11 protein-coding genes are annotated in these 12,903 nt (G+C 65.8%); 2 read left to right on the top strand and 9 right to left on the bottom strand.

The genetic code is table 11. From position 1 onward, the window contains the following. Window positions 1-201 (bottom strand): transposase (locus C513_RS0110585; RefSeq protein ID WP_018715987.1); only part of this gene is annotated, 201 nt, incomplete at its 3' end. Between the two features lie 261 nt (window positions 202-462). Between C513_RS0110585 and C513_RS0110580 the strand changes: the two genes are divergently transcribed. Next, complete coding sequence (locus C513_RS0110580) at window positions 463-900, top strand: MarR family winged helix-turn-helix transcriptional regulator (RefSeq protein ID WP_018715986.1); 438 nt, start codon at window positions 463-465, stop codon at window positions 898-900. 38 nt (window positions 901-938) lie between these two features. Here the strand turns inward: C513_RS0110580 and C513_RS0110575 are convergent, their stop codons facing one another. The 7 genes from C513_RS0110575 to C513_RS0110545 are packed head-to-tail and all read right to left on the bottom strand — an operon-like array spanning window position 939 to window position 11,532. Then, window positions 939-5,291 (bottom strand): translocation/assembly module TamB domain-containing protein, encoded by a 4,353-nt coding sequence (locus C513_RS0110575; protein WP_018715985.1) that lies wholly within the window; start codon window positions 5,289-5,291, stop codon window positions 939-941. After that, a complete protein-coding gene (locus tag C513_RS13275; protein WP_083927395.1) occupies window positions 5,291-7,459 on the bottom strand; it encodes an autotransporter assembly complex protein TamA in 2,169 nt (722 codons plus the stop codon). Before C513_RS13275 ends, C513_RS0110575 begins: the two co-directional genes overlap by 1 nt. Continuing rightward, entirely contained in the window at window positions 7,460-8,644 is a 1,185-nt protein-coding gene (locus C513_RS0110565; protein WP_018715983.1) for a vWA domain-containing protein, read from the bottom strand. After that, a complete protein-coding gene (locus C513_RS0110560) occupies window positions 8,638-9,252 on the bottom strand; it encodes a GNAT family N-acetyltransferase (RefSeq protein WP_018715982.1) in 615 nt (204 codons plus the stop codon). Before C513_RS0110560 ends, C513_RS0110565 begins: the two co-directional genes overlap by 7 nt. 10 nt (window positions 9,253-9,262) lie before the next feature. Then, window positions 9,263-10,111, bottom strand: coding sequence for an AAA family ATPase (locus C513_RS0110555; RefSeq protein ID WP_018715981.1), 849 nt, complete (start codon window positions 10,109-10,111; stop codon window positions 9,263-9,265). A 53-nt stretch (window positions 10,112-10,164) separates the two neighbouring features. Next, complete coding sequence (locus tag C513_RS0110550) at window positions 10,165-11,064, bottom strand: PPK2 family polyphosphate kinase (protein ID WP_018715980.1); 900 nt, start codon at window positions 11,062-11,064, stop codon at window positions 10,165-10,167. Window positions 11,065-11,094: 30 nt separating this feature from the next. Continuing rightward, the gene (locus C513_RS0110545; protein WP_156816096.1) at window positions 11,095-11,532 is read right to left on the bottom strand and encodes a DUF1841 family protein; all 438 of its coding nucleotides are present in this window, start codon (window positions 11,530-11,532) and stop codon (window positions 11,095-11,097) included. Between the two features lie 205 nt (window positions 11,533-11,737). On the opposite strand from C513_RS0110545, the gene C513_RS0110540 reads away from it, so the two are divergent. Next, complete coding sequence (locus tag C513_RS0110540; RefSeq protein ID WP_018715978.1) at window positions 11,738-12,403, top strand: ParA family protein; 666 nt, start codon at window positions 11,738-11,740, stop codon at window positions 12,401-12,403. On the opposite strand, the gene trmL is transcribed toward C513_RS0110540, so the two are convergent. Beyond that, window positions 12,397-12,873, bottom strand: a complete 477-nt coding sequence (gene trmL / locus C513_RS0110535; RefSeq protein WP_018715977.1) for a tRNA (uridine(34)/cytosine(34)/5-carboxymethylaminomethyluridine(34)-2'-O)-methyltransferase TrmL — start codon at window positions 12,871-12,873, stop codon at window positions 12,397-12,399. The two genes, C513_RS0110540 and trmL, sit on opposite strands and share 7 nt — an antisense overlap. Between the last annotated feature and the right edge of the window lie 30 nt (window positions 12,874-12,903).

Raw genomic sequence — 12,903 nt, 5'->3', positions numbered from 1 at the left:
CTTGAGCCTGGCGTTTTCTTCCTGCAACTCACGCAGTTGGGCCAGGTGCGGTACGGTCATGCCCGAATACTGGTTTTTCCACTTGTAGTAGGTCGGCTCGCTGATGCCGTGCTTGCGGCAGGTCTCGCCGACCTTGGCTCCCAGCTCCACCTCCTTGAGGATGGCGACAATCTGGCTTTCACTGAATCTGCTTTTCTTCATGTAGGAACTCCTTCATACCATGGAATTCTCTACCACCGACTGGCACAGGTTTTCGAGGAGGCTACAGCTGCCAGGGGTATCGGCGACGGGTCTTGATCTACATAAAGTAATAGTTGCCACCGCAACGAATGGCAGTGAATGCGCGATTTCCTGCGCACTGGGAAATTCACTAGTTGCGTATGCAACTATCTTGCGATAAACCTGAAGTTACAATGAGCCGGACGGCAGGGCCCTCGCCCTTGCCTTTCGGGATCTCTCGCTGTGCCCTTTTCGCTCGACCGCTCCTTTACCCATCGTCTGCACACCCTGTCCAAGATCACCGACCGGCAGACCCAGCAGGCCTACCAGGAGGCTGCCGGCCTGCCCCTGGGGGAAGGGCGCTGCCTGGCGGCCATTGGCTCGTTCAGTCCGCTGTCACTCAACGAGGTGGCGCACATGGCCAACGTCAACAAGGGGCAGGCCAGCCGCGCCGTGCAATCGCTGGTGGATCAGGGGCTGGTGGACAAGCAGGTCAATGCCGCCGATGCCCGTGGCGTGGAATTGACACTGACCGAGAAGGGGCAGGCCAGCTGGCAGCATCTGATGCAGGTGATTGCCTTGCGCAACGAGGACATCGTGGCCTGTCTGGACGATGTGCAACGGGCCCAGCTGGATGCCTTGCTGGATGTGCTGGTGCAGCACGCACGCGCCAGCGACTGAGCGGCGGCTGGCATCGCTGGCCAGCCACGGACCACCCTTCAATCAAAACTCATCGTGTAGATCAGGTCGATCGCGCTTTCGGTCCCGGTTTCGCCACGCAGCTTCAGGCGCCGGTTGATGTCGTAGAAGAAGTACAGCGTGCCCATGGCCGAGTTGAGCCCGTGCTCGTAGGCCACGTAGAAGTTGCGTGAGAAGCGCTTGCCCAGCATCACGCTGGAGTTCTCGACACCGTCGCCGCTGAAGGAGAGCGAATCCAGGCCCAGCGCATCGGCCAGCTGGCCGGTGATGCCCGGGCCGCCGCCGGCCAGCAGCGCCATGGCGGCCTGCTGCAGCAGGGCGGTGTCGGAACTGCTGGCGGCACTGCGGCCCAGCACCAGCCAGGAGAGTTTTTCCGAATCGGGCATGGCCGGATCGGAGAACAGCTGGACCAGCGGACGCTGCGCCGTGCCACGGATATGCACGCCCACGCGCAGTTCGCCCAGGTTGGGGCGGATCGCCATGATGTCGAGCACCGGGTTGTCGGCGCGGCCGGAGAAGCGCAGGGTGCCGCGTTCGATATCCAGCTCCTGGCCGTAGGCACGATAAGTGCCGCGATCGGTACGGATGGTGCCGACCAGCAGCGGCATGGACTGTAGCGTCGGGCCGTTGCGGACCTCGAGCTGGCCGCGCAGGCGCGTGTTCAGGCCGAAGCCGCGCACGCGCAGGTCATCGCCCATGTCGATGGTGACCAGGATATCGGGCGTGATGCTGCTGTTGGTGCGGGCAGTGGCGGCCTTGACCTGGGGGTTGTTGGCCACGGCCAGCGCTTCGGCATTCGGCTTGCGCATCGCCAGCGTGGCCTTGGGATGCTGCTTGCTTGGCAACACCACCACATCGTCGTCCAGCTGCGGTGTGCTGTCGCTCGGAATCTCGATCAGGGCGCGATCCACCTTCAGGTTGCCGCGCGCGGTCAGGCGCAGGTCGGCCAGCGTGGTGGTGACCATACCCGAGACCGTGATCTGGCGTTCCGGCATGGCCGAGAGTTGCAGCGCCTGCAGTTCGGTGCGCAGGGACATGCGCACGGCCTGCAGCAGCGGACGGCCATGGCCGGCAGCACCCCAGTCCACCGTGCCCGTGATACGGGCGCTGCCACCCGGCCTGCGGTTCACGGTCGGGCCTTGCAGCGTCAGCTCCTCGATCACCATGCGTTCACCGGCCAGGCGCAGCTGCATGCGGCCATGGTCGAATTCGATGCCATCCACCACCGAACGCATGCCGAGTTCGCGTGCGGCTATCGTGCCGTTGACGAGCGGCTGGCGCAGGTTGCCGCCCAGCGCCAGATCGGCCTGCAGCGTACCACGTATGCGCCAGCCGGGCGGGGCGAACATGCTCCACACGCCCACGCGCGGCATGTCGGCGCGCAGCGTGCCCTGCAGCGGTGCCGCCGGAGACAGCGTCCAGCCGCTGCCGCTGCGGCTCAGGCGCGTGTTGATCAGGGCGTTGGCACTGCCGGCCTGGCTGCTGTCCCAGAGCAGGCGGGTCTGCAAGTTGCCGCCCTGGCCCTCGATGTCCAGGCGCGCGTCACGCACGCCGGTACGCAGCGTGCGGCCATCGACCAGCATCTCCAGGTCGCCGCGGCTGCGCGCCAGCGTGGCGCGCACGCGCATGGCGTTGCCCAGTTCCACGTCCCAGTTACCGGCAATGGCCATGTCGCCACTCAGGCCGGCACCGCTGATCGAGCTGCTGGCAATGGCATCGATCCAGCTCAGCGGAATATCGCTCAGGCGGCCCTTGCTGTGCAGGCTGTAGCCGCCGGCGCGCTGCACGAAGCGCACCGGTTCGGCCAGGATGTGCGCCTGACCCGGCACGCTGTCGCCACTCAGGTTGATGGTGATGGCACCGGTCTGCAGTTGTAGCGTGCCCTGGCCCTGGGTGATCTGGATTTGGGTCGGGCTGGCCAGGCGCGCCTGCCACTGCTTGTTCTGCAGCTGGTCGGTCACCTGGAGTTCGGTCGCCTGCAGCCGGGCCTGCCAGCCTTGCGGCAGCTTGCCGGCCGTGCCGTCAAGTGCCAGCTGCATGCGGCGCATCTGCTGCTCGATGCGGGTGCGGCCGCTGACCTGCGCCTGCGCCAGGGTGCCCTGCACGGTCAGGCGCGTGCCGAGGATGTTCATCGCCTGCGCTGCCGTCTGGCCGCCGGAGCGCAGGCTGATCAGCGGGGCTTCCAGCGTGCCGTCGAGCCGCATGTTGCGGCCCTGGTTGCCCCAGCCGCCATTCCAGCGTGCATTCAGCGTGGTCGAGCCGCTGATCGCCTGGCCGGCCCCTAACTGGCCCATGCCGGGCAGCTGGCGCAGCCAGGCCAGCGTCTGGTCGATGCGCTGCACGCGGGCTTCCAGCGTGCCCTGGCCGCTGGTTTCGGACAGGTTGCCCTGCAGTTGGGCCACGCTGCCGGGCAGGCGCAGCGCCAGTTGGCCGCTGGCGGCCTGGCTGTCCACCGCATAGCGGGCCGATCCCTCCAGGGCGGCATCGAGCGTGCGCAGCCGGATTACCGGCAACTCCACGGTGCGGTCTTGCCACAGGCCCTGCAGATCCAGCAGGTCCAGCGCCAGACCCTGGCCGCGTGCCATGGCGCGGCTGCCGCCGTCGGAGCGCAGCTGTGCCGCGAAGCGTACCGGAGCCTGGGCGATGGCCTGGCCGGGCTGCAGCTCGGAGTGCGCCGTGATCGTGCCGCTCAGCGGGGCAGCGGCAAAGCGCGCATCGATCAGGCCCGGGTTCAGGTGGCGGATGCGGAAATCGCCCAGCCAGCCGGTAGCGGGCAGATAGCGCCCCTGGCCCTGCAGCGTGCCACCACCACGGCCCTGGTCCAGCAGCAGCTGCGTGATGTCCAGCGCGCCGTGGTCGTAACGCAGTTCGGCTTGCAGGCGTGCCAGCGGCAGCAGGCCCTTGTCCAGTGGGCCGGCGTCGTCGTTGCGGATATCGGTTTGCGCCAGCCAGCGCGTGTTGCCAAGGAAACCGAGCATGCCCGGAGCCTCGTTGGTGGTCACCGTGCCGGAGGCCGCGGCCGCCGCGGCACTGGCCGCGCGCGCGGTGGAGGCGGCTCCATCCGGCGCGCCGACATCGGGCTCCAGACTCAGCGATCCCTGCAGCCGGCTGCGTGGCAGCGAAGGCAGAAAGGCCTGCAGGTCCAGCTGTTGCCAGCTGGCCTGGGCGCGTGCCAGCGGCTGCGTGCGCCAGGGATGGACATCGGCCTGCAGCTGCAGGCGCGTGCCCGCTTGCCCGTCCTGCGTTCCGGAGGCGGCCGCCAGCGGCGCGAGTCGGGCCTGCACCTGCAGCAGCGCATCAAAACCGGACAATGTGCCGTTGGCGCTGGCCTCGGCCTGCAGATGTTGCGCCGGCATGTTCTGGCTGGCGGGCAGCTCCAGCGTGCCGGTCAGCTGCAGCCGGGTGTTCATGGGCGCACGGCCTTCGATGCGGGCCGTGCCCTGGTAGCGGCCATTGGCCACCTCGATGGCATCGAGCCGCAAGTCATGCACGGCCGTCACGCGGTCATAGCGGTACAGGCCACGCAAGTTGGTGATCACGGTGTCATTCGTGGGCGCGGTGACGCTGCCCGTGTCCGGCACGATGGTGCCGTCACCACGGGCGGCCGAAGCTGCCATCTCGGCCGCCGATGCGGCCAGCCCGGCTACGGCAGCGGTCGGATCGCTGGCTGGTGTGGCCGGTGCCTGCAGGCGTTCCTGGCGCTTGTCGCGCTGTTGTTGCTGCTGTTCGAGCCTGGCTGCTGATGCCGCCGCGGCCGCTTCATCGGGCGACTGGTAGCGGATGTCCTCCTGCTCCTTCGGCTTGCCGACAATGCGCAGGGTATCGACCACAAACGGCAGCTCCACGTTGACCGGCAACGTGACATCCTGCAGCGGCGGTTCCGGTTCGGTTGGCGGGATTTTCTCGCGCGTGTCCTGCAGCGTGGCGGTACGCACATGCACCAGGCTGAAGCGCGTGGCGCGGTCCCACAGCGTGGCCAGATCCCATTCCACATCGACCGTGTCCAGCGTGACAATGAGCTCGCCGCCGGTGTGACCGGTTTTTTCCACGCCCTGGCTGGTCCAGACCAGGCGCTCCACATGGCCGCCACGGCGTACCGATCCGCTCACGCCATCGGCTTCGAGTGTCATGTGATCGGGCAGGTAGCCACGGATGATGCGGATCACGGTGGCCAGCGACTGGTCGTTGGCGCTCCAGTGCCAGAGTGCCGTACCACCGATCAGCAGCGCGATGATCAGCGCCAGCAGGCCCCAGGCGCTCCAGCGTGCGCCCCGGCGCGCCGCACGGCCGACGCGCTGGCGGCGCGTCAGTGCGGGTGCTGCGGCGGTTTCCGGCGTGGCCGTGTCGGGAGGGGAGGAATCGGCCGCTGTCATCAGAAGTTGAATCCCAGGTTCAGGTGCAGGCGGAACTGCTTGACGTCCACGCCATAGGCCACGGCAGCCTGCACCGGGCCGACCGGGCTGTTCCACAGCATGCCGGCACCGACGCCGACCTTGACCTTGCTTAGCTCGCTGGCCGTGTTGGCCACGGTGCCGGCATCGACAAACGTCACCATGTCGAAATCGGTTGCTTCGCCGTTGCGCAGCCAGGGGCGACGGTATTCCAGGCTGCCGGCCAGCAGGAAGCGGCCGGGATCGGTATAGCCCTCGGCATTGGTCACGCCCAGCTCCTGGTAGCCATAGCCGCGCACGGTGGCATTGCCGCCGGCCAGGAACATCAGGTTGTGCGGAATCACCACGTCGTCGCGCGCGAACACGCCGCCGGCATCCAGCCGCAGCACCAGCTCGCCGTTGCGACGGCGCGCGAACGTCTCGGCGGTGGGGGCAACCACCAGCGGGGCGTCAGCCAGCGCGGGGGTGGCACCGGTGGCGGCGGCCTTGATCTGGCGACCGCTTGGCAGGGCTTCGCTGACGGCCTGCCCGATCGGCCGGTCCAGGGACAGAAAGCCCAGGTAGCGGCCCACCAGACGGCCAAACGGCTCCTGCGTCGGTTGCACCGTCATGCCGGCACCGGCTTCCAGGCCGATACCGAAACCGCCGGTCGGACGCGTGGTGCTGTTGAAGCGGCGGTAGGTCCAGGTGTAATGGCCACTGAGCGCCTGGGCGCTGACCGGTTCGCCGCTGTCATAACGGGTCTTGCTGTGGTCGTACTGCAGGTAGTAGGAGCGGTCGATGCTGCGGCCGGCCTTGGCGCGGCCAAACTTCAGCTGTTCGGTGCGCTGCACGCGATCATCCAGATCCTCGCGCACCAGATTCACGCCGCCGGTCCAGCGCCACAGGTTTTCGTCCGGGATCGACATCAGGTTGCTGCTGAACGCCTGCAGCTTCTGGTCCAGCTGCAAGCGGCTGACGCTGCGCAGCCCCAGCAGCGGATCCTTGTTGTGGGTGAAATCGACCGAGGTACGCGGACCGCGATCGGTGCTGAAGCCCACGCCCAACACCAGCTTTTTCATTCTGGCCTCGCGCACGCTGACGTTCACCGGCGCGTTTTCCGGATCGCTTTCCGGCCGCGTATCGAGCGTGACGATGGCGCTGTCGTAGTAGCCGCTGTCCAGCAGCCGCTCCTGTGCCTCCAGCAAATCCTGCTGGCGATAGTCCTCACCGGTACGCACCTGCGCCAGCCGTTCGATGATGACGGGGTCGTAGCGTTGCGTGCCTTCGATGGTCAGCGGTCCGTAACGGTACAGCGGACCGGAAACATACAGCGCCTGCAGTCTGGCCGTGCTGGTGTCCGGATCGATTTCGGCACGGCTGCTTTCCAGCCTGGCGGTGGGGAAGCGCTCGGCCTGCAGACCGCGCAGGGTCTGCGTCTTGGACTTGCTCCACGCGTCCTGGCTGAAGCCTTCACCCTGGTCCAGCGTCCACAGCGCACGCGCCTGCTCCAGCTGGGGCTGCGCCGGAGCATAGCTGGTGACCGGGCCGCTGAACTGCAGGTCGACACTGCTGACCTGGGCCTGCGGGCCGGGATCGATGGTGATGACCACCTGCGGCAGGGCCGTGCTGCCGGGCGGGGCTTCTTCCAGCTTTTGCGTGATCACCGGCGTGAACAGGCCGCGGGTGCCGAGCAGCTGGCGGATCTGGGTTTCCGATAGCTCCAGCAGTTCGCGCAGCTCGCCCAGGCTGATATCGCTGACCTTCTGGTAGCGCTTCAGCTCCAGGTAGCGATCAACAAACTTGGCGATCTCGGCAGGTGCCTCGATGCGGATATCGAAGGATTGGCCATCGGTGACCGGGGAAAAGCTGTCATCGGTTCCTGCCGGGGCAGGGTCGCTGTCCTGCGTGGTGGCGACAGCGGGCGCATCCGTGCTCGCGGCCGGATCAGCCGCCGTTGCGGGCGCAGTAGTGGCTGCAGCCGGCCGGCTGACCAGCGTGTCCTGTTGCTGCCAGCCTGGTGCCAGATCGCCCGCCATCGGCGATCCGGCGGGTGAGGCGGCCCAGACACTGCCGGCGCACAGCAACAGGCAGGCCGCCAGGATCGGGCGGCCATGGGGGAGGGGGGAAACAGCGGTCAGGAGGGGGTGCTTGGCTTGTGGCAAACGCATTTACAGCAGGGTCCGGATGCCCTGCTCAAGTCCTTGAAGGGTCAAGGGTACCATTTTTCCGTGGCCCAGCAACTGCTGCATGATGTCGATGCTCTGGCGGTACTGCCACACGCCTTGCGGTTCCGGATTGATCCAGATGTGCTTGGGAAACGCCTGCAACAGGCGCTGCATCCAGACCGCGCCGGCTTCCTCGTTGTGGTATTCGACGCTGCCGCCGGGCTGCAGGATTTCGTACGGGCTCATGGTGGCATCGCCGACAAACACCAGCTTGTAGTCCTTGTTGTACTTGCGGATGATGTCCCAGGTCGGGAACTTCTCGGCATAGCGGCGGCGGTTGTTCTTCCACATGTAATCGTAGACACAGTTGTGGAAGTAGTAGAACTCCAGGTGCTTGAATTCGTTCTTGGCGGCGCTGAACAGCTCTTCCACGCGCTGGATGTGGTCGTCCATGCTGCCGCCTACGTCCATCAGCAGCAGGACCTTGATCGCGTTGTGGCGCTCCGGGCGCATGCGGATATCGAGCCAGCCCGCGTTGGCCGCCGTGGCGCGGATGGTCTCGTCCAGCGCCAGTTCCTCATGCGCGCCCTGGCGCGCGAACTTGCGCAGCTTGCGCAGGGCGATCTGGATGTTGCGTGTGCCCAGTTCCAGCGAGTCGTCGTAATCGCGGAAGGCGCGCTTTTCCCAGACCTTGACCGCGCTGCGGTTGCGGCCGGTGCCGCCGATGCGGATGCCGGCCGGGTTGAAGCCGCCATGGCCGAACGGGCTGGTGCCGCCGGTGCCGATCCACTTGTTGCCGCCGGCATGGCGGCCCTGTTGTTCTTCCAGGCGCTTTTTCAGCGTTTCCATCAGCTCGTCCCAGCCCATGGCCTCGAGCTGCGCCTTTTCCTCGGGCGTCAGGAATTTCTCGAAGGTCTGCTTCAGCCAGTCCTCGGGAATCTCCTTCAGGATCTCGCCGACATGCTCCACGCCCTTGAAATACAGGCCAAAGGCCTGGTCGAACTTGTCGTAATGGCGCTCGTCCTTGACCAGGCAGGTGCGGGCCAGAAAGTAGAAGTCATCCAGGCTGGCGCGCTCGGTCGCCGGCCCGACCACCTGTGCCTGCAGCGCTTCCAGCAGGGTCAGGAATTCGCGTACCGATACAGGTATCTTGGCCTTGCGCAAGGCCTGGAAAAAGGGGATCAGCATGGCTTGCTCCGGTACATGACGAGGCGATACAGCAGCTGCGCCTTCGCCTCGGGCCATTCGCCAGCCGTCATGCTGTACATGACGGTGTCGCGCACGGTGCCGTCACGGCGCAGCGCGTGGTGGCGGATCACGCCATCCCTTTTCGCGCCAAGCCGCTCGATGGCGCGCTGGCTGGCAAAGTTGAAGTTGTCGGTACGCCAGCCCACTACGGCGGCGTGAAGGGTCTCGAAAGCGTGCGTCAGCAGCATCAGCTTGGCGGTACTGTTCACATGGCTGCGCTGCACGCTGCGGGCATACCAGGTGTAGCCGATCTCCAGCCGGCGCACCTCGGGCAGCATGTCGTGGTAGCTGGTGCTGCCCAGGACACGCCCGCTGGTCGCATCGATGACGGCAAACGGCTGGCGTGAGCCGGCAGCCTGCATCTGCAGCGCCGTGGTGATATAGGCAGTCTCATCGCCCGGAGCCGGCACGCCGGTCACGCGGATGTTCCATAGCTCGCCATCACGCGCCGCTGCCGCCAGACCGTCAGCGTGCTGCGGCCCGAGCGGCTCCAGCCGCACGCCATCGCGTTGCAGCTGCAGTGCGTGAACCCAGGCAGCGGCGCTCATCGGCGCATGCTCAGCGGTTGCGGTTCTGCATCGCCACCAGTTTCTCGAACAGGGACAGGTCCTGCTCGTTCTTCAGCAGCGCGCCCAGCATCGGAGGCATCTTCATCTTGCCGGCTTCGGAGGCTTGCAGCGCGCCCGGCGGCACGTCTTCGGCCAGCAGCAGCTTGAGCCAGTCCAGCAGCTCGCTGGTGCTGGGCTTCTTCTTCAGGCCGGGGATGGTGCGCAAGGTGGTGAAGGATTCGAGGGCGGCGCGCAGCAGCTCCTGCTTCAGGCCGGGGAAGTGTACGCCGACGATTTTTTCCAGTGTCTCGGTATCGGGGAACTGGATGTAGTGGAAGAAGCAGCGGCGCAGAAAGGCGTCCGGCAGCTCCTTCTCGTTGTTGGAGGTGATGAACACCAGCGGGCGGTGTTTCGCCTTGATCAGCTCGCGCGTCTCGTAGCAGTAGAACTCCATGCGGTCCAGCTCGCGCAGCAGGTCGTTCGGGAATTCGATATCGGCCTTGTCGATCTCGTCGATCAGCAGCGCCACCGGCTGGTCGGCGGTGAAGGCCTGCCACAGCACGCCCTTGACGATGTAGTTCTGAATGTCCTTGACGCGGTCATCGCCCAGCTGCGAATCGCGCAGGCGGTTGACGGCATCGTACTCGTACAGGCCCTGCTGCGCCTTGGTGGTGGACTTGATGTGCCACTGCAGCAGCGGCATGTTCAGCTCGCTGGCGACCTCTTCGGCCAGCATGGTCTTGCCGGTGCCGGGCTCGCCCTTGACCAGCAGCGGGCGCTGCAGCGTGATGGCGGCGTTGACGGCGAGTTTGAGGTCGTCGGTGGCAACGTATTGGTCGGAACCCTGGAATTTCTGCATGTCGTATCCGGTTGGTCTATTCAAATCAAAAAAGCGGCTGGATGCCCGGCATCCTACTTGATGGTGACGCCCTTGAGCTCGGGCTTGGGCGGCGGGTAGCGCAGGTCCATGCCCTGCAGGGTATCGCGCACCACGGTGGCGATCATCAGGTTGCGGTGCGTCTTGCTGTCGGCCGGCACCACGGTCCAGGGAGCCCAGGGCGTGCTGGTGTGCGACAGCAGCTGGGCATAGGCCTGCTGGTAGTCATCCCAGTGGCGGCGCACTTCCAGATCACCGACCTCGAACTTCCAGTGTCGGGTCGGGTCATCGACGCGCTCCTGCAGGCGTTCGCGCTGCTCGTCCTTGCTGATGTGCAGCATGAACTTGAGGATCACGGTGCCGTTTTCCGACAGCATGCGTTCGAAGTCGTTGATCTGGGCATAGCGCTGGCGCGTCTGCTCGGTGCTGATGCTCCGGTTGACCACCGGCACCAGCACATCCTCGTACTGGCTGCGGTTGAACACCACGATCTCGCCCCGGGCCGGCATCTCGGCATGCAGACGCCACAGGTAGTCATGGCTGAGCTCCAGCGATGTCGGGGCTTTCCAGCCGACGCTGCGCACACCCAGCGGGCTGGTATGGCTGAACACGCCACGCAGCGTGCCGTCCTTGCCCGATGCATCCATGCCCTGCAGGATCACCAGCAGGGCATGGCGGCGATCCGCCAGCAGCACGTCCTGCAGCAGGTCGATTTCTTCGGCCAGTGCCTTGACGGCAGCCTTGTTTTCCAGCTTGGAACCGATCGCATAGGGCTGGGCTGCGGGGTCGAAATCGGCCATCCTGACCGTGCTGGCGGCGCTGTAGGCGCCACTGCCATCGGTGGCATGCACGGAGCGCGTGACCGGCGGCTGCCATTGGCGCAGCAGCGGGGTGGGCTTGGCCGGGTGCTTGCCATGCTTGGCGGATTTGCTCATGGTCGACTCCTTGTAGTTGTTGTCGGGGCTTCAGTCTTGTGTGGCCAGTCGCTGCACGCTGGCCAGGTAGGCCTGGCCGTCCGGCGGGCGGCCGTTGCGCTGGCTTTCCCAGATCATGCGGCCCAGGCAGTCCATCACCGCGTGGTGGGCCGCATGCAGGTCATGCCGGCGTGCCGCCAGCAGCTCCACCGCCTGGCGGATACCGCGCGGCTGGTCGATGCTGCATTGCTCGCTGATGGTCAGGTGCATGGACAGGTGCAGAAAGGGGTTGGCCTGGCCGGCCAGATCCGGCTTCTGCATGGCCGCCAGGGCGGCATCGACATGGGCCAGGTCGGCATGGTATTCGGGGTGCTGGTCGATCCAGCCGGCAATCAGCGTTTCCATGGCATCCATGGGCTGGCTGTCTCGCCACTTGGCATAGGTGGCACAGAAATAGCGGCGCACATCGGCCTGGCTTGGTTGCATCAACATGGGGGTAAAGCGGTTCCAGATTTATGACGAATATATGACATACACCGAAAATCGGGTTTCTACAAGCCATTTTGCAGGATTTTGCGGCCACGCTACGCCCAAAACCGTGGGCGCGCAAGGGCAAACAGGGTACAGTGCAACTTTGCCCCTGTTTTAAGCAGTCCGCTGCTGTCCTCATGGTTCACGAAAGGAGCTTCTTGCCATGCCCGTAGTTGTCGTCGTCAACCCCAAGGGAGGGGTGGGCAAAACTACCGTCTCCACCAATATTGCGGGCTACTTCGCCTCGCGCGGGGCACGTGTCATGCTGGGAGATGTGGACAAGCAGCAATCCTCGCGCCAGTGGCTGGCCGACCGTCCGTCTTCCGCCGGCAAGATCGTGCCCTGGGAAACCGCCACGCCCGGCAAGGTCAAGGTGCCCAAGGGCGTCACGCATGTGGTGCTCGATACCCCTGCCGGCCTGGACGGCAAGGAGCTGAAAGGCGTGCTCAAGATGGCCACCAAGGCGGTGGTGCCGCTGCAGCCCAGCGTGTTCGACATGCGCGCCACGGTGGATTTCATGCGCGAACTGATCGAGTACAAGAAGCTCGCCCGCATCGATATTGCCCTGCTGGCGATGCGCGTCAAGGAAAACACCCATTCGCTGCAGCACCTGCGCGATTTCTGCGAACACCTGCCGTTCCCGTTGCTGGGCGTGGTGCGTGACACGCAGAACTATGTGCATCTGGCGGCGCAGGGCATGACCCTGTTCGATGTGCCGCCGGGCCGTGTGCAGCGCGACCTGCAGCAGTGGGAGCCGATCTGCCGCTGGCTGGACGAACCCTCGCGCCCGCAGCCCAGTGGCAAGGTCGATCCGGACGCGCGCTACTGAATCCCTGCGCCGGCAAAGCCGCACTGTCGCCAGGCCTCGTACACGGTGACGGCCACGGCATTGGACAGGTTCAGGCTGCGCTGCGTCGGCAGCATCGGCAGGCGCAGCCGGCGGTTTTCTGGAAAGCTGTCGCGGATTGCGGCCGGCAGGCCGGCAGTCTCGCAGCCAAACACCAGCCAGTCGCCCGGCAGGAACACTTGCGCCTGCACCGGATGGCTGCCGCGCGTGGTCATGGCAAACAGCCGGCCCGGATCCGGCTGTGCGCGCTCCAGAAAGGCCTGCCAGCTGGTGTGTACCTGCAGCGTGGCGTATTCGTGGTAGTCCAGCCCGGCGCGGCGCAGCTGCTTGTCGTCCAGGCGAAAACCCAGCGGCTCGATCAGATGCAGCGTGCAGCCGGTATTGGCCGCCAGACGGATCACGTTGCCGGTATTTGGCGGAATTTCGGGGTGGACCAGGACGATGTGAAACATGGCTGCGCATTGTCGCGCCAAATCGGGGCG

Source organism: Allobrachymonas chironomi DSM 19884 (assembly GCF_000374625.1).
Taxonomy (GTDB): Bacteria; Pseudomonadota; Gammaproteobacteria; order Burkholderiales; family Burkholderiaceae_C; genus Brachymonas; species Brachymonas chironomi.
Note: the sequence above shows the minus strand (reverse complement) of the source record. Positions and strands in the feature narration are given on the sequence as shown.

What these genes read in the sequence shown, in the direction of transcription:
- C513_RS0110575 (WP_018715985.1), bottom strand. Translation starts at nt 5,291, where the DNA reads ATGACAGCGGCCGATTCCTCCCCTCCCGACACGGCCACGCCGGAAACC.
- C513_RS13275 (WP_083927395.1), bottom strand. Translation starts at nt 7,459, where the DNA reads ATGCGTTTGCCACAAGCCAAGCACCCCCTCCTGACCGCTGTTTCCCCC.
- C513_RS0110565 (WP_018715983.1), bottom strand. Translation starts at nt 8,644, where the DNA reads ATGCTGATCCCCTTTTTCCAGGCCTTGCGCAAGGCCAAGATACCTGTA.
- C513_RS0110560 (WP_018715982.1), bottom strand. Translation starts at nt 9,252, where the DNA reads ATGAGCGCCGCTGCCTGGGTTCACGCACTGCAGCTGCAACGCGATGGC.
- C513_RS0110555 (WP_018715981.1), bottom strand. Translation starts at nt 10,111, where the DNA reads ATGCAGAAATTCCAGGGTTCCGACCAATACGTTGCCACCGACGACCTC.
- C513_RS0110550 (WP_018715980.1), bottom strand. Translation starts at nt 11,064, where the DNA reads ATGAGCAAATCCGCCAAGCATGGCAAGCACCCGGCCAAGCCCACCCCG.
- C513_RS0110540 (WP_018715978.1), top strand. Translation starts at nt 11,738, where the DNA reads ATGCCCGTAGTTGTCGTCGTCAACCCCAAGGGAGGGGTGGGCAAAACT.
- trmL (WP_018715977.1), bottom strand. Translation starts at nt 12,873, where the DNA reads ATGTTTCACATCGTCCTGGTCCACCCCGAAATTCCGCCAAATACCGGC.